Genomic DNA, 21,318 nt, shown 5'->3' with positions numbered 1-21,318 from the left:
AGCGCGAGGCTAACGCTGAAGAAACTGGATGAAAGCGATCATCAGCGAGAGACTAAAAAAATTCCAACCAATGACGCGAAACAAATCTGCAATTCGTTTGTAGTTGATTTCATTGTCACGTTTGTCGTAGTGATCAAAAACTACCGCCAGCATGACAAGGCTGGCGCTAATGAATGCGCCATACATTACCCATGCGGATAAATCATGCAGATGAATACCTGTGTTGTGGCCATGTTTGCTGGGTATTGGAATGTACAGGTCGTTAAACCAGATTCCATAACTCCCATAGGATAATAAGAACACTGAAAAGAGCGTGTTTATCACTCTTTCTCTGGCTGGGATTCGGTTTGGTGAGAATGACTTGCTCAATGCGAAAACCTATCCAATTGAATTTGCAATTAATTCCACCGGGTGCAGAACTGCTGTGCCCAGGCCGACGGCGATGTGCGTCGCGCAGCCAATATTGGCCGAAACCACAAAATCCGGCTTTAGATGCTTCACTTCTTCAAGTTTTGGCGCGCGTAGGGCATCGGCCTGATCGGGATACATTAATACATGCATTCCGGCCGCCCCACAGCAGCGGTCATTGGTGGCCAGTGGTACGCGATTCAGCGCAGGGATTCTTTCCAGCAGTTGCTCGGTGCTGTGCGGTTGTTTAAGCACGCGAGTCTGGCTGCAAGGCAAATGAATGGCTGCGCGCGCCGGGATCGGTTGCAACTGGGGCCATCGGTCAGCAGGAACTTGGGCGAGAAAATCCGTGATTTCCATAAAAGGTACATCACTTGGTTCTCGTTGAAGTTCGCCCGCGCAGGCGGTGCCGATGGCAACGATAGCGCTTAGGTTCCCGTTGGTAAAAGCCGTGCGGTTTGCCGCACGCAGACGGGTTGCCTCAAAGATGTCGCCGCCGTGCTGGTGCATGGCGCCGCAGCAAACTTGAGCGGTAGGAATTTCCACCGTATAACCCAGGGCGCTGAGCACCTTGATGCTGGCGCGCACGGCATCGCTGTTTAACGCCTCGCCCGTGCAGCCGATAAAAAGCCCAACGGTTTTGGTTGCGGCTTCTGGCGCGGGGGAGGGGCTTTTGATGGCACTCGGACGGAATCGCCGGGGAAGTGCGGGCGGCAGGATTTGCCCCATTCGACCGCCAAAGCGACGCATCATGGGGGCAAGCTTTAATCGCTCCAGCAAGAAGAGTGCAGTCCAAATTGCGCCGAAGACCTGTCGCTGACTCAATACATAGTGGCGCAGCCAAATCCAGCGTCTTGAGGCGGCTCGCGGTCGTGCATTGGCTGCGGCCGGTTCGAATTCATCGTGCGCCAGCGCATCGCGAACCTCGTCGATGAGTCCGCCATAGCGCACGAGCGAGGGGCAAACCGATTCGCAGGCACGGCAGGTCAGGCAGCCATCGAGATGCGCCACTACGCCCGCATCAAGCGCGAGTGTGCCGCCCGCCAAACCGAGTGCGAGACTGATGCGTCCGCGCGGGCCGTCCGCTTCATTCTGAGACAGGGCAAAGGTGGGGCAGTGGGGGACGCAGATGCCGCACATCACGCAGTCGAGCGCATGGTGTTTGATGCGCATCTTTACGGGTGAGCGATTGGTGGAATGGGTTGGCGTGTCCATGCGCGCATCAAACCATGCGGCACTGTTCTAGGCAAGCCGGGAGGCCGGTCGAAAGAACGGTGTGAAATATATTTGCAATTCCTTAGTATTTTAGTTTATTCTAATACCGTTAATTGCTGATTTCCTTTGGTGGTTCTTGTTGCCGGCCCTTGCGCCGGCTCTTTTTTTGTCCGGAAAATTTGTCGGAAGAAATTGGGTTCGTTACCAAATGTCGAACTCGGCATCAGAATCACTTGTCAGCGGCGACTTGTTTCGCTAGAATCGCCGCCTCTTTGAATTAATGTCCGTTTTTCGGCACTCTTTTCGCTTCTTTGGGAGCTATATAAATGAAAACATTTTCCGCCAAGTCGGCAGAAGTCAAGCGCGACTGGTTCGTGATCGACGCATCAGGCAAAACCCTCGGACGCTTGGCGACTGAAGTGGCGCGTCGTCTGCGTGGCAAGCATAAAGCTGAGTTCACGCCGCACGTGGATACCGGCGATTACATCATTATCGTGAACGCGAAAGACGTCAAAGTCACCGGCAACAAAGCACAAGACAAGATGTACCACTTCCATACCGGCTTCATCGGTAACATGAAGCACTTCACGTTCGAGAAAATGATCGATCGTGCGCCTGAGCGTGTTATCGAAATGGCCGTCAAAGGCATGTTGCCCAAGAACCCGTTGGGTCGCGACATGTTCCGCAAACTTAAAGTTTATGCCGGCGGCGAGCACAACCACGCGGCGCAGCAACCTAAACCGCTTGATATCTGATCGGAGAATCATCAGTCATGGCAGTCACCCAAAATTACGGTACCGGTCGTCGCAAAACATCTGCGGCACGGGTTTTTCTTCGTCCTGGTAACGGCACGATCACCATCAACGGTAAAACCATCGAAGACTTCTTCGGTCGTGAAACGGCACGCATGGTCGTTCGTCAGCCTTTGGAACTGCTCGAAGTGGGCGACCGCTTCGATGTGTTCTGCACCGTAGCCGGTGGCGGCCCCAGCGGTCAGTCAGGTGCGATTCGTCACGGTCTGACCCGTGCGTTGATGGAGTACGATGAAAGCTTCCGCGGCAAGCTGCGTACTGCTGGATTTGTGACCCGTGATGCGCGTGAAGTGGAACGTAAGAAAGTCGGCCTGCGTAAAGCTCGCCGCGCGGTTCAGTTCTCCAAGCGTTAATTGTCCGCAGAGCCCGCTTGCCGGGCCCGCGAAAAACCCGCCCATTGTGGCGGGTTTTTTTATGCTTACTACTATCGGGTTGCGTTTACGTCAGTCTGTTTCAGTCCAGGCATTTCTGCATTATTCGATTCGAATAGCGACGCTGCCAGTTGTGCTCGTTGGACGCTGATGCTTCGATTATGCTTAAGGCGACTGAACGGGTGATTTGTTAAAAAGTCTTCGGGCAAGATGTGCCCGCTGGCAAATTATTGGCGTGGTTTCAATGCAGCCCCAGCCAGCCCGCAACCATTGATGCGTGGTAGCTCATCAGGTACCAGACGCCGACGCCGATAAGGGCGGCGATAACAAAGGCAAACCAGCCCGCAAAGCGTAAGTTTTGGTTTTGCACCGTTTCATCGGGTTGAAGCGCGCGTTTGCCGGTAATCATGGCTTGAACCAACGGCTCGTGCTTTTTGAATTGATGGAAGGCAATCGCCAGCAAGTGGAGCGCAATCAAGCCCAGTAACACGTTAAAATTAATCCCGTGAATCAGACTCATGAGATCTTGCGTGCTTTCGGAGACGTAATCTGAAAGCGGTCCTTCATTGAAAATCTGATCATTGGCGAATAGGCCGGTCACCAGTTGCACCATTACCGAGAAGATGAGGGCGAGCACTGACAATGCCCCCAAGGGATTGTGCCCGAGCCAGACGCCTCGATTTACTCCTCTAAGATACGCAAGCGTATGTCTCGGATGACGCACGAATTGTGCAAACCGAGCGGTATCGCTGCCGATGAATCCCCAGACAAGCCGGAACACAATCAGGCCGAGCAGGGCGAGACCGATGGCCATATGCAGTCCGAGTCGGTCCAGTACATCGGCGGTCAGCCACATGGCAAACACCCCGATGACCAGCAACCAGTGAAACAGACGAGTCGGGAGGTCCCAAACCTTGACTTTGCGACTGACGGAGTTTTCTGAGGTAGACACGACAAGACCTTCCTGTGCTTTGGGGTTGTGATCGGGATGCAATGATAAAAGGGAGCCGTTCGACTCCCTTTTTTTATACGTTATTTACCGAGAAGTTGTTCTAGGATAGCCGGATTTTCAAGTGTCGATACATCGCCCTGAGGCAACTCGCCGATGGCGATGCCGCGCAACAACCGGCGCATGATTTTCCCCGAGCGGGTTTTAGGCAGGTTGTCGCCAAATCGGATGTCGTCGGGTTTGGCGATGGGGCCGATCTGCTCGGCAACCCAGTCGCGCAGGGTTTTGACCATGGCATCGGCGGCATCGCCCTCCGGACGATCGCCTTTGCAGACGACGAAGGCGACGATCGATTCACCTTTAATATCATGCGGTTTACCGACAACGGCAGCCTCGGCCACCAGCGGGTGAGCCACGAGCGCCGATTCGATTTCCATGGTGCCGAGGCGATGGCCGGATACGTTCAGCACGTCATCGATACGGCCCATGATCCAGAAGTAGCCATCGTCGTCGCGGCGCGCCGAATCGCCGGCGAGGTAATAACCCTTGAGCTTTTCTGGAAAATAACTGCGCTGGAAGCGGGCATCATCACCCCAGATGGTGCGGATCATCGAAGGCCAAGGCTTCTTGATGACCAGATTCCCGCCCTGATTGTGCCCCACGGGGTTACCCTCGTCATCGACAATGTCCGCGATGATTCCAGGTAAAGGACGCGTACAGGAGCCGGGTTTGGTTGCGATAGCGCCAGGTAATGGTGCGATCATGTGGGCGCCGGTTTCGGTTTGCCACCAGGTGTCGGCAATCGGGCAGCGCTCGGAGCCAATCACGCGGTGATACCACATCCAGGCCTCGGGGTTGATGGGTTCTCCCACAGTGCCGAGCAAGCGAAGGCTGGAAAGATCGGACTTGGCCGGAACGTCATCGCCGAGCTTCATCAGGGCACGTATGGCAGTCGGCGCGGTGTAGAACACGGAAACTTTATGGCGTTCGATCATCTGCCAAAAACGGCCACCATCTGGATAAGAGGGGATGCCCTCAAACATGACTTGAGTAACGCCAAGTGCCAGCGGGCCGTAGGTGACGTAGCTGTGGCCGGTAATCCAGCCGACATCGGCGGTGCACCAGTACACATCGTCGTCGTTCAGGTCGAAAACCCAGGCATTGGTGAGTGCAGCATTGACAAGAAATCCGCCGGTGGCGTGCTGTACGCCCTTGGGCTTGCCGGTGGAGCCGGAAGTGTATAACAGGAACAGCGGGTGTTCGGCCTCGACCATTTCGGGGTCGCAGGTGGTTGACTTGTCGGCAATAAGTGCGCTCCAGGCGACATCTGTGCCGGCGTTGAGCGCGGCATTGCCGAGGCGCTCGAATACCACGACTTTCTCCACGCTGGCACATCCGGCTTCGAGCGCTTTGTCGACCGCAGACTTGAGGGGCACGGTTCGTCCGCCGCGCATGCCGCCGTCGGCGGTGATGACCAAGCGAGCACCCGTATCGTTGATCCGGTCGCGCAGCGCTTCGGCCGAGAAGCCGCCAAATACCACCGAGTGAATGGCGCCGATGCGTGCGCAGGCGAGCATGGCGATGCTGGCCTCGGGGATCATCGGCATGTAGATAATCACACGGTCGCCTTTGGTGACGCCGAGCGATTTGATGCCATTGGCAAGTTTGGCGACTTCATCGTGCAGTTGTTGATAGGTGATTTCGCGTACGCTGCCGTCGTCCGCTTCGGCAATGATCGCAACTTTCTGTGCCTTGGCGGGCAGATGGCGGTCGATGCAATTCACTGATGCATTGAGTTTGCCGTCGGTAAACCAGCGATAGTGCGGCGCATTCGAATCGTCGAGAATGGTGGTGAACGGCGTATCCCAGGTTAAAAATTCACGGGCCTGACGGGCCCAGAAGCCCTCGTAATCGTTTTGAGCTTCGGCGACCAGTGCGTTGTAGGCATCCAGAGAACCAATTCGTGCGTGGGCTGCAAACTCGGGGTTGGGTTGGAATACCCTGTTTTCCGTTAGAATCGATTCGAGATTATTCATGACATACCCCTGAGTTTCTTTGACTGGCTTTCTGCATCGGTCCGCTGCGAACAACGCGACCTGTATGAGTGAACCCGCAATTTTGCCAAATGCGGGCCTCATTGACCATAGTTGGCTTATCAGGGGTTACCTTGATACCCCCAGAATCGAGCCGATTTGAGCGAGTCACCCCTGATTATTGAACATGAGTTTTGACCATGAGTTTTGAACAAACCGTCCCCTCGCTCGATGCCCCCGCATTGGCCGAATTGCTATCCGAGACACTGACTGCCCCAGAGTGGGCGGTGCCCTTGATGATCTGGGGCGCGCCGGGGATCGGTAAATCCGATCTCGTGCGCGATGCGGCGGCGGTGCAGGGTTATCCATTGATCGACCTGCGGCTTTCCCAGCTCGAACCCACCGACCTGCGCGGCATACCCCTGCACGACAACGGCAAGGTCCGCTGGATACCGCCGGATGAGTTGCCGGATGAGGCCCGCGATGGCATGCACGGCGTGTTGTTTCTCGATGAAATCAATGCCGCACCGCCGCCTGTGGCTGCTGCGGCTTATCAATTGATTCTTGATCGACGGTTGGGCGCTTACCGCCTGCCTGAAGGCTGGAGCATCGTGGCCGCTGGCAACCGCCTGGATGATCGGGGCATTACCTATGTCATGCCCGCGCCATTGGCCAACCGCTTCATGCATGTGGAACTTCAGGCTGATGTAGATGCCTGGCTGGCGTGGGCTGCGCGGCAGGGTATTGATCCTGTGCTGCGGGATTTTATGGCCGAACAACCGCACTGGTTAGCGCGGTTTCTTCCAGAACCAGAGGTCAAGGCGTTCCCCAGCCCGCGCAGTTGGGTATTTGCCGATCGGGTGATCAAACGGCGCGCCCGGTCGAGTTCTTCCGGGTTCGATGAAACAACCTTGATCCATGTCGCGGCCTGTGTGGGGCGCGAGGCGGCTGCGGCATTGGCCGAATTTGTTGGTGGCGGCGAACAAGATGGGTTCTCGGTCGCCGGTTGGTTGAATGAGCCGGGCAGTCTGGCGCAACTGACCGATGTAACCGCGCAAATGGATGCGGTCCGGGCCATTTTGACTGCCCGGAATCAGGGACGGATCCGTATCGACGAGGCGTTGAAATTGGCGGTTGAGTTGCCGGATGATCGCCTCAGTTTCAGTTTGATCGAACAATTGCATCAGATTGAAGGGGATCGCTTGTTCGACGAGCCCGCCTTTTCGAACTGGGTGAGTGTGCGCGGTGCCAAGGCCCCTGTCGAAGGGTTTGGAGCAGCCCCAAGTGCCGGATGAAACCCGTTGGCATCTGGCCCGCCGAGCGATGGCGGCTCGTTGGCCCGCCTTGATCCGTGCCCTGCCTGAACCTTGTGTGGTGGTACGGCAGGGGGGCGCAGTCGGGCTGGCAGACTGCATTGTGGTGCTTCGGCAGGACTGGCTGGTGCAAGCAAGCACGCAGGAGTTGCACCATGCGTTATTGCACCTGGCGGCGCATGCAGCGTTGGGGCATCGCACGTGGCGCTGGCATCCGGCTGCCGTTGACGCGCGTCTTGATGTCGAGGTAACCGATTTTCTGGTTTCTCTGGGTGTGCCCCCTGATGCGGCCAGTTGGCATGATGATCATCACGGGATCTGGGCCGATGTACCGCTCAGCCAGCCGGGTGAAAGTTACATGGCCCGCGCCGAGCCGGAGGGCAGCACGTTACGGGACGCAGCTGCATCTCGGGATATGACATCGTCCATTGCAGAGGATGACTCTGATGAACCGACCGATTTCGATGCGCAGCAGGCCGCCAAGGTGGTGGCGGCGCGGCAATCCACCGATGGTCGATCCTCTTCTGGTTTCAATGGCGCGGCGGGCGCGATTATAAAACGTGATGATTCGACCGACTGGCGCGCGGTGTTGGAGCTGTGGCTTGTCTCGCGTGTTTATCAACGCTGGCAGTTTGGTCGTCCGTCGAGGCGGCAGGTTGAGCCGTTCATTTTGCCCCGCCTGGCGGGAAAACGGTTGAATCTGGTGTTGGCGCTGGATGTCAGTGGTTCGATCGATCCGGCTTGGGTGCGGCAATTTCTGTTTGACGCGGAACAACTCCGAGGGAAGCTGAATGTTCAGTTGCGCCTGTTGACCTGCGATAACCGGATTCATGACGACCGGATCCTGTCGGGTGCGCTGACATTGCCGGAAACGGGCGGAGGCGGGACAGATTTTCGTCCGGTGTTTTCTCGATTGAATGGCGATTCAGGCGTGGATGCCTTGGTGTATTGCACCGATCTTATTGGGCAGTATCCCGAGCAAGCGCCGCGTTTCCCCGTGTTTTGGCTCGTGCCGTCAGCTCTGTTGCGGACTACTCGGGGGCGGCCTGCGACAGTGCAGCCACCGCCTTTTGGGCGAGTCTTGCCGATGATTGATCGAGGGGGCTTACATTGAGTGCGCCAACCCACCATGTAATTCATGAGCATGTTTTGCATGATGATACGGCACGGCTGATCGACGAATTCATCAACGCGCTCTGGCTGGAAGAGGGTTTGAGCAAAAATACGCAGAGCGCCTACCGTTCCGATTTGCGTCTGGCCGCACTGGACTGGCAGCGTGCCGGTTTGCGGCTAAACGAAGTCTCGGCAGAGGATTTGCCCCGGCTGCTTGGCGAGCGGATGAGTTCCGGGCAATCGGCACGATCAATCGCGCGTTTGCGCTCATCCTTGAAGCGGTTTTTCGGCTGGTTGCGCCAGCAGAATCTACGCACGGATGATCCGACCACCGCCCTGGCAGCGCCCCGTTTGCCGCGTGCATTGCCCTACGCGCTTTCGGAAAATGAGGTTGAGCGCCTGCTTGCCGCGCCCGATGTGTCCGAGCCCATCGGGCTTCGGGATCGGGCGATGCTGGAGTTGCTGTATGCCAGTGGCCTGCGTGTGACGGAACTCATCGGCCTGCAATTTGGTCAGATTAACCTCGTGCAGGGCGTGTTGCGTATAACGGGTAAAGGCAACAAGGATCGATTGGTGCCCATCGGCGATGAGGCGATCGTCTGGTTGAGTCGTTATCTTCGCGAGGCGCGGTCAGGGTTGCTGGGGCGGCGTGAGTCCGCGAACGTATTCGTCACCGAGCGCGGCGATGGCATGACGCGTCAGGCGTTCTGGTACCGCATCAAGCACCACGCCCTAGCGGCTGGCTTGGCGCGGCTGCCTTCGCCGCATACCCTGCGTCATGCCTTTGCGACTCACTTGCTGAACCACGGGGCTGATTTGCGGGTATTGCAGATGCTGTTGGGGCATGCGGATCTATCGACCACGCAGATTTATACCCACGTGGCGACCACGCGTCTGAAAGCATTGCACGCACAGCATCATCCCCGTGGATAAGCTATGCTGATTCCAGATTTTTACCTTGGTTTTTTATTTAGAGTGATCTGACATGAGTTTTTCCCGTTCCGTGACTTTCCGCGCTCTGTTTTTTGGGGCGATGGCCACCTCGACCGTCATGGCATCCGTCTCGATGGCGCGGGCAGATCAGGCCAGCGATGAGCAGACGATCCGCAAGGAGTTGGCTCAATCGATGGCCCAACTGCCAATCGACAGTGTGGCACCCAGCCCAATCAAAGGGATCTACCAGATCGTCTCCAAAGGGCAGATTGCCTACGTTACTGCCGACGGACACTACCTGTTCGCCGGTAATCTGCTGGATCTCAAGAATCAGGTCAATCTGACCGAAAAAGTCCGTGATCAGGAGCGCGTCGCGCTGCTTAAAACCGTGCCGACAGACCACAAGGTCATTTTTGCGGCCGACGGCGCCAAAAAGGGTACGGTCACCATTCTGACCGATCCGACCTGCCCGTTCTGCGAGAAATTGCATCGTGAAATTCCGGCCCTGCAAAAAGCCGGTATCGAAGTTCAAACCATCCTGACGCCACGTGCGGGCAAGGGCTCGCCTGGCTATGTCGAGTCCTCGCAGATCATGTGCAGCAAGGACAAGATCAAGAACGTGGATATCGCGATGGCGCGCAAGCCCCTGTCGGGTGATGCCTGCAAGGACAGCATGATCGACGCGAACATGGCATTGGCAGAGCAGTTGGGCATGAGTGGTACGCCCTATATAATCCTGCCGGACGGCAGCGCGGTGCCGGGTTATCGTCCGGCGTCGATGTTGATTCCCGTGATTACCGAACAAACTACTACCGAGTAAGTACCCGGGTAGGTGTTCGGGATTTTGGCGGGTGGGAGTAACGCCCTCGCCTGCTGCTCAGTGGAATGTTTTATCCTTGGTCTCCTTGATGGAGAGCAGGCCGAGCAAGGTCAGTGCGGCAGCGGCCGAGAGATAATAGCCCACATAGTTAAGCCCATAGTGGCTGGCAAGCCACGTGGCCGCATAAGGTGCGAGCGAGGCGCCGAAAATCCCGGACAGGTTGAACGCCATTGATGTGCCGGTGTAGCGCACGGCTGTCGGAAACAGCTCAGAGAGAAGTGTGCCGAGCGGACCGTAGGTCAGCCCCATCAGTCCCAGTCCAAGCACCAGAAACACCACAACGCCCGTCAGATTGCCGGAACCGAACAGTGGGGCCAGCGCAAAGCCGAACAAAAAGATCGCGATTGTGATCACGATCAGCGTCAAACGCCGACCGAATCGATCCGCAATCAGGCTGGAAACGGGAATGGTGATCGCAAAAAACAAGACCGCAAACAGTTGGGCGAACAGGAAGGTTTCACGACTGTAGCCCAAACCGTTTTTCGCCGTGCCGTAGGTCAGTGCAAACACAGTCATCAGGTAGAAGGTCACAAATGTCGCCAAGGCAATGACCGTGCCTGCAATCAAGGGCTTCCAGTGGCTTTTAAACACCGTGGCAATCGGTGTTTTGACCCGTGTGTTGTGTTCAACCACTTCCTGAAAGGCAGGAGTTTCGGTGATTTTCAGTCGTACGTACAACCCCACGATCACCAGTGCCGCGCTGGCAAGAAAAGGGATGCGCCAACCGAAGTCGAAAAATTGTTGGTCGGTCAGAAACGCGGTCAGCAACAGAAAGATGCCGCTGGAAAGAATGAAGCCAATCGGCGCGCCCAATTGAGGGAACATGCCGTACCAGGCGCGTTTTCCCGGCGGGGCGTTTTCGGTCGCCAGCAGGATCGCGCCACCCCATTCGCCGCCCAGCCCCAAGCCCTGGCCGAAGCGAAACAGTGCAAGTAGGGTAGGGGCGACGACGCCAATGCTGTCGTAGGTCGGGAGCAGGCCGATCGCCACGGTCGATAGCCCCATCGTCAGCAGAGCGGCGACCAGGGTGGCTTTACGGCCGACGCGATCACCGAAGTGCCCGAACAGGGCAGCGCCGACCGGTCGGGCAAAGAAGGCAATGGCAAACGTTGCCAGTGATTGTAGGACGGCCGTCGTTGGGTCCGATTCAGGGAAGAATAATTTTGGAAACACCAAAGCGGCGGCAGTGGCGTAGATATAAAAGTCGAAAAACTCGATGGTGGTGCCGATCAGGCTGGCAAACAGGACTTTTCTGGGTGAGTTTTGCAGCTTGGGGCGGGTGTCGTCGCGTTCGTCCATGACGGGAACCTTGGGGCTTAGGTGTTTCAGATCTTTCGTGTCTGGATGGTTAGCGACCAAAGGCCGCTAGAGGCGTTGCAGGAACGGATCAGGCCTTGGGCGCAGGAATCTTGTTGGCAGCGCGGGTCGCTTTGAGAATTTGCTCCGCATCGGCAGCTTCTGTTTTGAGCCCCAACTTCTTGTATGCGGAAATCAGGATTTCCAACGCGGGGATGGTTGAGGTTGAGCCGTTGTACTTGCTGAGTGCGGTTTGCGCGCGATTGGCTGCGGCTAACCAAGCGCCGCGTTTCATGTAATACCGCGCTACGTAGATTTCATGTTCGGCCAGATCGTTGCGAATCTTGATCAAGCGGACACTGGCATCATCGACATACTTGCTGTCCGGGAAACGAGTGACGAGCTCGGAAAAAGCCGCATACGCGTTGTGCAGGATGCTTTGATCGCGATAAGCGAGGTTTGGTTTGGCGATCTTGTTGATCAGAGAGTCGCCGCGATCCATGTTGGACAGACCTTTGATATAGAGCGCGTAATCGACGTTTTTACCCTGCGGGTGAATCTGGATGTAGCGATCGGCCGCCGCGATAGCAGAATCTGGCTCGTTGTATTTGTAGTAGGCGTAGGCCACTTCCAGTTGCGCCTGTTCGGTGTAGGCACCAAACGGGTAGCGCCCTTCCAAGGTTTCGAATTTCTTGATGGCTGTGCCGTAGTCATCCCTGCGCATGGCGCTGGAGGCTTCATCGTAAAGCTGGGCTGCAGAAACCGTCGGGTCGGCGAGTTCGGCCTGATCCTGATCGGAATTCTTTGAGAACCACGAGCAACCGCTCGTCAGGCCGATGGCAGCGGCCAGAAGAATGCCGCTGTAGAGTTTTTGACTGAGGAATACTTGATACCAAGGGGCTTGGGCAGACATACTGGAGTGAATCCTGATCTAGAAACTGTGGCGGGTATATTTAAGCGCACCATATTCGCAGATTAGCGCACATAAACCAAGCCGCCTTGACCAACTCGGCTGTGTGGGTTATCGCAGTAATGATTTTCTGAATCGGTTCGATCTTCCATCGACACCATTGGCGTATTATTTTTTGGAACCGACATGCATCTTGAAGAAACCCTACTGATCCCTCCCGAGTGTGCCGGCCAACGGCTGGATCAGGCTCTGGCCAAATGCTGGCCGGATTATTCCCGAAGCCGGATTCAGGACTGGATCAAGTCCGGCGAGATTTTGCTGGATGGCGAGGTGGCACGTCCGCGTGCGACGGTTCTGGGGGGCGAGTCGGTTGAACTTCTGGCCGAAATCGAGGAGGCGGTAGCGGCCGTGCCGCAGGATATTCCCCTCGATATCATTTACGAAGACGACGCGATCATCGTGTTGAACAAGTCGCCGGATATCGTGGTGCATCCAGCGGCGGGTAATCCGGACGGCACATTGGTCAACGCACTGCTGTTCCATGATCCGAGTCTGGTTTCCGTGCCCCGCGCAGGCGTGGTGCATCGGCTGGACAAACAGACCTCCGGCGTGATGGTGGTTGCCAAGACACTGGCTGCGCACAAAATTCTGGTCGAGAACCTGGCGGCGCGTAAGATTCGGCGTGAATACGACACGGTCGTGATGGGGCACGTCGTCGCGGGCGGTACGGTGGACGCGCCGATCGGGCGTCATCCGCGTGACCGTCAGCGTCAGGCGGTCACGGCGACCGGCAAGCGCGCCGTCACCCACTATCGGGTGTTGCAGCACTACGGCGAGCAGACCTGGTTACGCGTGCAACTGGAAACCGGCCGTACCCATCAGATTCGCGTCCACATGGCGCATATTCGTCATCCGGTGATCGGCGATCCGGTCTACGGTGGGCGCCCTCGAATACCACCGCGCGCTTCAACCGCCCTGATCGACGTACTGCGGCATTTCGAGCGTCAGGCCTTGCATGCCCGATACCTAACGCTGGCGCATCCGGTCACCGGCACACAGATGCGCTTCGAGGCACCGATGCCAGACGATATGCGCGAACTGATTGCCCTGTTGACCGAATACCGCGATAACCTGCATCGTCGTGTGACGGATGAAGAAGATGACGATGGCGATGAAGCGGAAGTGTTTTACGTGCGAGATGATGGCTGATCGGCATGGGGCGTCTGGTGGAAATCATCAAGGCTGACTGGACGCCCCCACCCGGCGTTCATGCCTGTGTAACCACCCGTTCCGGTGGCGTGAGCCATCCGCCGTTCGATCATCTCAATCTGGCGACCCATGTGGAAGATGACCCCGTGGCGGTCGCCGAGAATCGTGCCCGGTTGTGTGTGTCGCTCGCCTTGCCTTCCGAACCAATGTGGTTGAATCAGGTGCACGGCGTGGCTGTGGCGGATGAACGCAGCGCAACTTCCTGTTCTGGCGATTGCGCCACAGCCGATGCGGCTTATACCGATCAACCCGGCGTGGTATTAAGTGTGCTCACGGCCGATTGCCTTTCGGTGACCTTTGCCAGCCTAGACGGGATTGAGCTGGCCGTGGCTCATGCTGGTTGGCGCGGCTTGGCTGCCGGTGTTTTGGAATCGACCTTGGCCCGATTCAGGGCATCGCCCGAATCGATTCAGGCATGGATCGGGCCGGCCATCGGGCCGGAAAGTTTCGAGGTGGGCGAAGAAGTACGTTCGGCATTCATGGCTGTTTTACCGGAAGCGCAAACCGCATTTGTACCTACGGGCGAAGCTGGAAAATATTTGGCTGATCTGCCCGCATTGGCACGGCAACGGCTGAGGCGCGCTGGTTTGAAGCGGATTAGCGGCGGTAATTTATGTACCGTGCGTTCGCCGGATCTGTTTTATTCTTACCGACGTGATGGCGGCCGGACGGGGCGCATGGCGACGCTGATTTGGCGTGATGCCCATTGAGCGTCAACAGATGAAGAGGAACGGATAATGGAACAGGTAATGCAAAACAAATGGTTGATTTTGACCCTGGTGGGCGAAGATCGTCCCGGGATCGTGGCGAATGTGACCCGAGTATTGTTCGCCGCGGGCGCGCAGCTTGGCGAAGCCTCGATGATGCGTCTGGGGAATCAGTTTGCCATCATGATGATGGTGCGCGGAGCGGGCTCGCCCGAGGACGTGATCGGTTTACTCGAATCTGTGCGGGTTGAGTTTCACCTCAAGCTGCATGTGGACGAGACCGATGCGGCGCTGCATCAGGTGATTGCCCCGGATGTTCTGGTCACCGTACATGGGGCCGACCGTGCCGGAATCGTGGCCGAGGTGACCGCAGCATTGGCCGAAGCAGGCTTGAATATTCTTGATTTGCGCTCCGATGTGGGGGGTACGGCCACAGCGCCAATCTACATCATGCAGATCGAGGGTGAAGCAAGTCAGGGCATTGATGCGATCGAACAGGCTGTCGCCGGGTTGGGCGTGCAGGAGCTATCTGTTCGTATCACACCCTTGGATACGGTTCGGGGGTAACGGTGGCGAGCCTAGAAATTTTGACTTATCCCGACGAGCGATTGAAAACGGGTTGCGAACCGGTCGACACATTTAATCCCGAGATGCAATCGTTCATCGATCACTTAATCGAAACCTGTTCCGGCGGGCCGGGTGCTGTGGGCATCGCAGCCCCACAGGTTGGCGTGTTGCAGCGCATTTGCATTGTCGATGCGACCCGCGCGCGCCGTCCCGTCGATAACCACGGCCATCTGGTTTTGATCAATCCGGAAATTACCGCGTGGGATGGTTTCGCCGTGGGCCGCGAAGGCTGTCTTTCGGTGCCCGATTACACCGGCAAGGTCATACGTGCCGAGAAAATCGAACTCAAGGCGCAAGATCGCAATGGCAAGCCCTGCACGTTCACCATGTCCGGCTTTGAGGCGCGCATCGCCCAGCATGAAGTCGATCATCTGGACGGGATTTTGTTTCTCGATCGATTGGTCAGCCGCCACGCTGATCTCAAACGGCGCACCCCGACTTGATTGCTCGCCTTATCTGATGTCTTGGGTATTCACCTGCTTGGTGAAGATGCGCGGCGTGATCAGGGCGTAACCTTCTTGCTGTAAACCGGCCAGATCGGCAAAGGCAGAAGGTACGATTTTCACGAAATCCTGCATGTCCTCTGGCGTGTAGTCGAAATCGTGCAACGCGAGCCCGCAGATATGAAATTGCACACCGAGCTGGTGGTAATAGTTCATTCGATCAACGGCAACCTTGTATTTCTGATAGTTCTTCTTCGCCAGGGTCACGATCTCGGTGCCGTGAATCACAACAACAATGTTCATCATCTCCGGGGCTTCGTTGTACGGAGAATCCATCAGCGGCTGGATGAGTGAGCGAATCCAGTACAGGCCGGAGTTGATCTTGTCGGGGGGGTCGAAATAAAAGTTTTGAGTCTATGCCCAACCGGATTGGGCGGAAATGAATTGTTTCTGCCTTATTCAAATTTTTCTGATCGGTTGTTCGGGTCCGAATCTATCGATTGCAAGAAAACTGAAATCAAAATCACATCGTTATGTCACCTGCCTGCGGCTAAATGTGCTCATTATCCAACGGTTGGAGTGATCACTCATGTCGCAGAATGCTGGCCTTCTGTCCTACCGCAGTGTTTTTATTTCCGATGTTCATCTCGGCACCAAGGATGCTCGGGCGGAATATCTGCTCGATTTCCTGTCACATATCCGTTGCGAATATCTCTTTCTGAACGGGGATATCTTCGATATCTGGAAGATGAAGACCAGCCGCTGGCACTGGCCTTTGCTCAATACCCAGTTGTTGCAGCGTGTGATGGAGCTGGCCGCTCAAGGCACGCAGGTGGTCTTTGTGCCGGGTAATCACGACGAATTTTTCCGGGATTATCTGGGTTCCGAACTCGGCGGTGTACAGATTCACCGTGAATACCGACACACCCTGGCCGATGGGCGTCAGGCGCTGATCCTCCACGGGGACGAGTTTGATGGTGTCGTGCGGCACAGTCGGGTACTTAAATGGATCGGCAACGCCGGTTACGAGTTGCTGATGGGCTTGAACCGGATCAGCACACGCATTCGCCGCCTGCTGGGCAAAGGCTATTGGTCGCTGTCGCTCGCGATCAAGAATCAGGTGCCCAATGCCCGGACCTACATCGAAAAATTCGAAACCGCGGCGATTCGCCACGCGCGCGAACAAGACGTGGACGTCGTCGTGTGCGGCCACATTCATCACGCTAACCTGCGTCAAGATGGCTCCATCCTGTACGCCAACTCCGGCGACTGGGTCGAGCATTGCACCGCTATCATCGAACAGACGAATGGAGCACTGGAGCTTGTAAATTGGGCGAAGGAAAGTGCAGATCGCTTGGATGTTCGGACATTGATTCACTCGCTACCGGTCACGGCGGCCGCACGGATGAAGCCATCACAATCGGCGGAATCCACGACGGTACATTCCTGATCAAGTGTACAGTTTCGTTCTTGGAGGTGCTTTCAGCGAGTCGCTGGCCGATTAGATGCAAGGCGCGCTCGCGCAGCAAGGGCCACCCCCCTTACAAGCGGGCGCAACGCCTCAGATGATCGGCCAGCGGCTCGCCAGAAGGGAGACCACCGAATGCGCCATGACGGCGTTGCCGTGCTTGCCAAGGGTGTGGGCCATTGCCTGCGCACGGCGCCTTGTCCTGACGCATTCGGAGGGCTCTGAAAGTACCTCCAAGAGCGAAACAGTACACTAGCCAACAGGGCCTAAAAAAACCGGCGAGGCATGGGCCTCGCCGGTTTTTTTTAGGTTGTGATCAGCGCGCGCGATCAACGATCGCGCAGCGCATTCACCCAGCTTTCCATGGCATTCGTCGCCATCGGCATGGGCGGTTCCATGAAATTAATCACGAACTGATCGGCAAACTCGGTCACGCCAATGGAGCGGGGTCGCACGGCCATGACGCGCGGGCCGGGCAGTTTGATGCCAAAACAGAAAATGATGTGCTGAGCCGCCAGAATGCCATCGGCGATTTCGCCTTCCGGCAGATTCTTCGTGTGCGCGAAATGATCAAACAGGCCGATGAAGGCCGCGCTGGGATTGCTGTCCACATTGGCCTTCAGTCGCGAAATGATGTCACTCGCGCTGACGGCTGTTGTCTCGCTTTTGGGGAGCGTGAGTTCATAGACCGGGTATTTTTCGTCAAAGTGGGTTTGTTGCATGGTGATCGCCTCGTCTGTTGATAAATTTATCATGTATAAATAATGATAATAAATGCGACGGCAAAATACCAGAGCATCTTGCTTGGTTGATCAGATGCGGTCTCGGGTGCATCGTCGAACGAATTGGTCCTGATTTATTTTTCGCTGCAACGGGCGCTGCCTGGCTTCAACGCGAGCATCTTTTCGATGGGTTGAAATGAGCGTTCCTTGAGGAAAAATGAGGACGGACAACGCTTGAATTTGCGCAAAACGCGGCCATATCAGCGACATTAAACATGATTTCAGAGGGTTGACGCATGCGAATGGATAAATTGACCGCCAAATTTCAAATGGCATTGGCTGATGCACAGTCGTTGGCCGTGGGCCGGGACCATCAGTTCATCGAGCCCGCGCATCTTTTTTTGGCGCTGATCGATCAGGAAGGCGGCACGGTTCGGCACCTGCTCACCCAATCGGACGTGAACATCGGGATGCTGCGTTCCCAATTGGGCGAGTTGCTTGATCACTTGCCGGCGGTTTCCGGCGCGGCGGCGGGCGAGGTGCATCTTTCCAACGATCTCTCCCGCCTGCTCAACGTGACCGACAAGCTGGCGCAACAGCGCAAAGATCAGTTCATTTCCAGCGAATTGTTTGTGCTGGCCGCCGCTGAAGATAAAGGCGCGCTGGGAGAGCTGCTGCGTAAATCGGGCGTGAGCAAGGGTGCGGTCGAAAAGGCAATCGAGACCTTGCGCGGCGGCGAATCGGTAAACGATGCCAACGCCGAAGAATCTCGTCAGGCGCTCGAAAAATACAGTATCGATCTGACCGCGCGGGCGGAAGCAGGCAAGCTCGATCCGGTGATTGGTCGCGATGAGGAAATCCGCCGTGCGGTTCAGGTTTTGCAACGCCGCACCAAGAATAATCCAGTGTTGATTGGTGAACCGGGCGTGGGCAAAACCGCCATTGTCGAAGGGCTGGCGCAGCGCATTGTTAACGGTGAAGTGCCGGAAAACCTCAAGAACAAGCGTGTGCTTTCGCTCGACATGGGCGCGTTGCTGGCCGGTGCTAAATTCCGGGGTGATTTCGAAGAACGCCTCAAAGGCGTATTGAACGATGTCGCCAAGCAGGAAGGCCGCGTGATTTTGTTCATCGACGAAATTCATACCATGGTCGGTGCAGGCAAATCCGATGGCGCGATGGATGCAGGCAATATGCTCAAACCCGCCCTAGCGCGTGGCGAGCTGCACTGCATCGGCGCGACCACCCTGGATGAATACCGCCAATACATCGAAAAAGACGCCGCCCTCGAACGACGGTTCCAGAAAGTGCTGGTCGATGAGCCGAGCGTGGAAGACACCATCGCCATTCTGCGCGGCCTGAAAGAGCGCTACGAAGTCCACCATGGGGTAGAAATCACCGATCCGGCCATCGTGGCCGCGGCGACACTTTCCCACCGTTATGTCACCGACCGCCAATTGCCGGACAAAGCCATTGATCTGATCGATGAGGCCGCCTCGCGTCTACGCATGGAGATCGATTCCAAGCCGGAGGAGATGGATCGGCTGGAGCGACGCTTGATTCAACTCAAAATAGAGCAGGTCGCGCTCAAGAAAGAAAAAGATGAGGCCAGTCTCAAGCGCTTGGCCGATTTGGAAGAGCAAATTGACCGCCTCGGCCGTGAATACAGCGAACTGGAAGAAATCTGGAAGGCTGAAAAGCTGATGGTCGAGGGCAGTGCGAAGGTGAAAGAGCAGCTCGATCATGCGCGCATCGATTTTGAAACCGCGCGCCGGGCGGGTGATCTGGCGCGGATGTCTGAATTGCAATATGGCCGTATTCCAGAGCTTGAGCGCCAGTTGCAGCAAGCGCAATCGGCTGAACAAACCGAAACGACGCCTCGATTACTGCGCAACAAAGTCGGCGAAGAAGAAATTGCCGAAGTCGTGGCGCGGGCGACGGGCATTCCGGTTGCCAAAATGCTCGAAGGCGAAAAAGACAAACTCTTGCGCATGGAAGAGGCGCTGGCTACCCGCGTGGTCGGGCAGGATGAAGCAGTCAAATCTGTGGCCGATGCGATTCGTCGTTCACGGGCGGGCTTGTCCGACCCGAATCGGCCCAATGGTTCGTTCTTGTTCCTCGGGCCGACCGGCGTGGGCAAAACCGAACTGACCAAAGCCTTGGCAAATTTTCTATTCGACACCGAGGAATCCATGGTGCGCATCGACATGAGCGAGTTCATGGAGAAGCATTCGGTCGCCCGCTTGATCGGTGCGCCGCCGGGTTATGTTGGCTACGAGGAAGGCGGTTATCTCACCGAGGCCATTCGCCGCAAGCCGTACAGCGTGATCCTGCTCGATGAAGTCGAAAAGGCGCACCCAGATGTGTTCAACGTGTTGCTTCAGGTGCTCGATGATGGCCGTTTGACCGATGGGCAAGGGCGCACGGTGGATTTTCGCAATACCGTGATTGTGATGACCTCCAACTTAGGCTCGCATCTGATTCAGGAAATGGCGGAAACGAACGATTACGACGCAATGAAAACCGCTGTGTTGGAGGTTGTCGGCGGGCACTTTAGGCCCGAGTTCATTAACCGCATCGATGAGGTGGTGGTATTCCATCCGCTGGGTCGTGAACAGATTCGCCAGATTGTGGACATCCAGATTGACTTTCTGCGTAAACGGCTGGCGGAGCGTGATTTGCAGATTGAACTCACGATCCAGGCACTTGATCTGCTGGGCGAGGCCGGTTTCGATCCGGTGTATGGCGCGCGGCCACTCAAACGCGCCATTCAGCAAAAACTGGAGAATACCCTCGCGCAAGCGATTCTCAAGGGAGAATTCATGCCCGGTGATGCCATCGTTGTTGATGCCAAAGAAGGAAGCTTGGTGCTGAACAACTAATGCCCAAATAGGCCACGCAAGAGCGATAAAACGCCTGTCCATTGTGACGGGCGTTTTTGTTATGCGCGTTTTTCTGTTCGCGATACCCATCGCTGAAGGTATTTCTGGCAAAATCCCCGTAGATTTTTTGTTTCTACTTCAAGGATTCGCCGTGTCCGATTATCGCCAGCAATTCATTCAATTCGCGCTCGATCACGATGCGCTCAAATTTGGCCAATTCACGCTCAAGTCCGGTCGCAGCAGCCCGTACTTTTTCAATGCGGGCGCTTTTTCAACCGGCGCGGCTTTGGGTGCCATCGGCCAGTTTTACGCTGAAGCGATTTTGGCCTCAGAAATTGAGTTCGACGTAATCTTCGGCCCCGCCTACAAAGGGATCCCGCTGGCAGCGGCGACCAGCATCGCGCTGGCAGAAAAAACGGGGCGAGACATCCCTTGGGTGTTCAATCGTAAAGAAGCCAAAGATCATGGCGAAGGCGGAAGCCTGGTCGGCGCGCCGCTGGCCGGTCGTGTGCTGATTATCGACGATGTGATTACCGCCGGTACCGCTATTCGAGAATCACTGGGTTTGATCAAGGCGGCGGGCGCCACCGCAGTGGGTGTAAGCGTGATGATGGATCGACAAGAGCGCGGGCAAACCGCGCTATCTGCCATCGGCGAACTCAAGCGTGATTATGGGCTTGAGGTGATTACCATCGCTAGTCTTGATAATTTGATTGCCTTTTGCGCCGATCACGCCACTTTGGTTGATGCCAGTGAAGTCATGAGTGCCTATCGAAAGGAATATGGCGCAATCGGTTAGGAAAGTCTGCACGAATATAAAAACCCGCTTAAATTCCCCTCACTCTCCTTTTTATAAAGGAGGGGGGGAGCCCAGACGTTCAAAAAGAAGAGGCTGATTCACCCCCCTTTTTGCAAATAGGGAAGCCCACACGTTTAAAAATAAGGGGTCGATTCTCCCCCCTTTGAAAAG

The 21,318-nt window shown here is 56.3% G+C and carries 22 protein-coding genes; 13 read left to right on the top strand and 9 right to left on the bottom strand.

Annotation, left to right across the window (positions count from 1 at the left end; translation table 11 throughout):
- Nucleotides 1-9 precede the first annotated feature (9 nt).
- The gene (locus HNEAP_RS10190) at nt 10-369 is read right to left on the bottom strand and encodes a hypothetical protein (protein WP_041600429.1); all 360 of its coding nucleotides are present in this window, start codon (nt 367-369) and stop codon (nt 10-12) included.
- 9 nt (nt 370-378) lie between these two features.
- Nucleotides 379-1,623 (bottom strand): (Fe-S)-binding protein, encoded by a 1,245-nt coding sequence (locus tag HNEAP_RS10185; protein WP_012824898.1) that lies wholly within the window; start codon nt 1,621-1,623, stop codon nt 379-381.
- 326 nt (nt 1,624-1,949) lie between these two features.
- Between HNEAP_RS10185 and rplM the strand changes: the two genes are divergently transcribed.
- Nucleotides 1,950-2,378, top strand: coding sequence for a 50S ribosomal protein L13 (gene rplM, locus HNEAP_RS10180; RefSeq protein WP_012824897.1), 429 nt, complete (start codon nt 1,950-1,952; stop codon nt 2,376-2,378).
- Between the two features lie 17 nt (nt 2,379-2,395).
- Nucleotides 2,396-2,788, top strand: a complete 393-nt coding sequence (rpsI, locus tag HNEAP_RS10175) for a 30S ribosomal protein S9 (RefSeq protein ID WP_012824896.1) — start codon at nt 2,396-2,398, stop codon at nt 2,786-2,788.
- 259 nt (nt 2,789-3,047) lie between these two features.
- Here the strand turns inward: rpsI and HNEAP_RS10170 are convergent, their stop codons facing one another.
- Together HNEAP_RS10170 and acs are read right to left on the bottom strand one after the other, a co-directional pair.
- Nucleotides 3,048-3,758 carry a cytochrome b/b6 domain-containing protein gene (locus HNEAP_RS10170; RefSeq protein WP_012824895.1) on the bottom strand — a complete coding sequence of 237 codons (711 nt, stop codon included), beginning with the start codon at nt 3,756-3,758 and terminating at the stop codon, nt 3,048-3,050.
- Nucleotides 3,759-3,838: 80 nt separating this feature from the next.
- Nucleotides 3,839-5,791 (bottom strand): acetate--CoA ligase, encoded by a 1,953-nt coding sequence (acs, locus tag HNEAP_RS10165; protein ID WP_012824894.1) that lies wholly within the window; start codon nt 5,789-5,791, stop codon nt 3,839-3,841.
- A 197-nt stretch (nt 5,792-5,988) separates the two neighbouring features.
- Between acs and HNEAP_RS10160 the strand changes: the two genes are divergently transcribed.
- Genes HNEAP_RS10160 through HNEAP_RS10145 form a run of 4 tightly spaced genes read left to right on the top strand, consistent with a single transcriptional unit; the run spans nt 5,989 to nt 9,967 of the window.
- Nucleotides 5,989-7,083, top strand: a complete 1,095-nt coding sequence (locus HNEAP_RS10160; protein WP_012824893.1) for an AAA family ATPase — start codon at nt 5,989-5,991, stop codon at nt 7,081-7,083.
- The gene (locus tag HNEAP_RS12360; RefSeq protein WP_012824892.1) at nt 7,073-8,215 is read left to right on the top strand and encodes a VWA-like domain-containing protein; all 1,143 of its coding nucleotides are present in this window, start codon (nt 7,073-7,075) and stop codon (nt 8,213-8,215) included. Before HNEAP_RS10160 ends, HNEAP_RS12360 begins: the two co-directional genes overlap by 11 nt.
- A 35-nt stretch (nt 8,216-8,250) precedes the next feature.
- Entirely contained in the window at nt 8,251-9,147 is an 897-nt protein-coding gene (xerD, locus tag HNEAP_RS10150) for a site-specific tyrosine recombinase XerD (protein ID WP_041600428.1), read from the top strand.
- Between the two features lie 52 nt (nt 9,148-9,199).
- Nucleotides 9,200-9,967: a DsbC family protein gene (locus HNEAP_RS10145; RefSeq protein WP_012824890.1), complete on the top strand. Its 768-nt coding sequence runs from the start codon at nt 9,200-9,202 to the stop codon at nt 9,965-9,967.
- 57 nt (nt 9,968-10,024) lie between these two features.
- On the opposite strand, the gene HNEAP_RS10140 is transcribed toward HNEAP_RS10145, so the two are convergent.
- Both HNEAP_RS10140 and HNEAP_RS10135 read right to left on the bottom strand, forming a co-directional pair.
- Nucleotides 10,025-11,326 carry an MFS transporter gene (locus tag HNEAP_RS10140; protein WP_012824889.1) on the bottom strand — a complete coding sequence of 434 codons (1,302 nt, stop codon included), beginning with the start codon at nt 11,324-11,326 and terminating at the stop codon, nt 10,025-10,027.
- A gap of 88 nt (nt 11,327-11,414) precedes the next feature.
- Nucleotides 11,415-12,236 (bottom strand): outer membrane protein assembly factor BamD, encoded by an 822-nt coding sequence (locus tag HNEAP_RS10135; protein ID WP_012824888.1) that lies wholly within the window; start codon nt 12,234-12,236, stop codon nt 11,415-11,417.
- Between the two features lie 183 nt (nt 12,237-12,419).
- Between HNEAP_RS10135 and rluD the strand changes: the two genes are divergently transcribed.
- The 4 genes from rluD to def are packed head-to-tail and all read left to right on the top strand — an operon-like array spanning nt 12,420 to nt 15,279.
- Nucleotides 12,420-13,442: a 23S rRNA pseudouridine(1911/1915/1917) synthase RluD gene (rluD, locus tag HNEAP_RS10130; RefSeq protein ID WP_012824887.1), complete on the top strand. Its 1,023-nt coding sequence runs from the start codon at nt 12,420-12,422 to the stop codon at nt 13,440-13,442.
- A 5-nt stretch (nt 13,443-13,447) separates the two neighbouring features.
- A complete protein-coding gene (pgeF, locus tag HNEAP_RS10125; protein WP_012824886.1) occupies nt 13,448-14,212 on the top strand; it encodes a peptidoglycan editing factor PgeF in 765 nt (254 codons plus the stop codon).
- A gap of 39 nt (nt 14,213-14,251) precedes the next feature.
- Nucleotides 14,252-14,776 (top strand): glycine cleavage system transcriptional repressor, encoded by a 525-nt coding sequence (locus HNEAP_RS10120; RefSeq protein WP_041601032.1) that lies wholly within the window; start codon nt 14,252-14,254, stop codon nt 14,774-14,776.
- A 2-nt stretch (nt 14,777-14,778) separates the two neighbouring features.
- Entirely contained in the window at nt 14,779-15,279 is a 501-nt protein-coding gene (gene def / locus HNEAP_RS10115; protein WP_012824884.1) for a peptide deformylase, read from the top strand.
- Nucleotides 15,280-15,288: 9 nt separating this feature from the next.
- Here def and HNEAP_RS10110 read toward each other — a convergent pair whose 3' ends face one another.
- Complete coding sequence (locus HNEAP_RS10110) at nt 15,289-15,585, bottom strand: DsrE family protein (RefSeq protein ID WP_049772527.1); 297 nt, start codon at nt 15,583-15,585, stop codon at nt 15,289-15,291.
- Nucleotides 15,586-15,868: 283 nt separating this feature from the next.
- On the opposite strand from HNEAP_RS10110, the gene HNEAP_RS10105 reads away from it, so the two are divergent.
- A complete protein-coding gene (locus HNEAP_RS10105) occupies nt 15,869-16,729 on the top strand; it encodes a UDP-2,3-diacylglucosamine diphosphatase (protein ID WP_012824883.1) in 861 nt (286 codons plus the stop codon).
- A 91-nt stretch (nt 16,730-16,820) separates the two neighbouring features.
- On the opposite strand, the gene HNEAP_RS12745 is transcribed toward HNEAP_RS10105, so the two are convergent.
- Together HNEAP_RS12745 and HNEAP_RS10100 are read right to left on the bottom strand one after the other, a co-directional pair.
- Nucleotides 16,821-16,958 (bottom strand): hypothetical protein, encoded by a 138-nt coding sequence (locus HNEAP_RS12745; protein WP_155802522.1) that lies wholly within the window; start codon nt 16,956-16,958, stop codon nt 16,821-16,823.
- A 118-nt stretch (nt 16,959-17,076) separates the two neighbouring features.
- Nucleotides 17,077-17,469 carry a DUF6858 family protein gene (locus HNEAP_RS10100; protein ID WP_012824882.1) on the bottom strand — a complete coding sequence of 131 codons (393 nt, stop codon included), beginning with the start codon at nt 17,467-17,469 and terminating at the stop codon, nt 17,077-17,079.
- A 296-nt stretch (nt 17,470-17,765) separates the two neighbouring features.
- On the opposite strand from HNEAP_RS10100, the gene clpB reads away from it, so the two are divergent.
- Nucleotides 17,766-20,348, top strand: a complete 2,583-nt coding sequence (gene clpB, locus HNEAP_RS10090; RefSeq protein WP_012824881.1) for an ATP-dependent chaperone ClpB — start codon at nt 17,766-17,768, stop codon at nt 20,346-20,348.
- 151 nt (nt 20,349-20,499) lie between these two features.
- Nucleotides 20,500-21,147, top strand: coding sequence for an orotate phosphoribosyltransferase (gene pyrE, locus HNEAP_RS10085; protein ID WP_041601029.1), 648 nt, complete (start codon nt 20,500-20,502; stop codon nt 21,145-21,147).
- Nucleotides 21,148-21,318: the final 171 nt, after the last annotated feature.

This window comes from Halothiobacillus neapolitanus c2, from assembly GCF_000024765.1.
GTDB lineage: Bacteria > Pseudomonadota > Gammaproteobacteria > Halothiobacillales > Halothiobacillaceae > Halothiobacillus > Halothiobacillus neapolitanus.
This window is presented reverse-complemented; position numbering and strand designations above follow the sequence as displayed.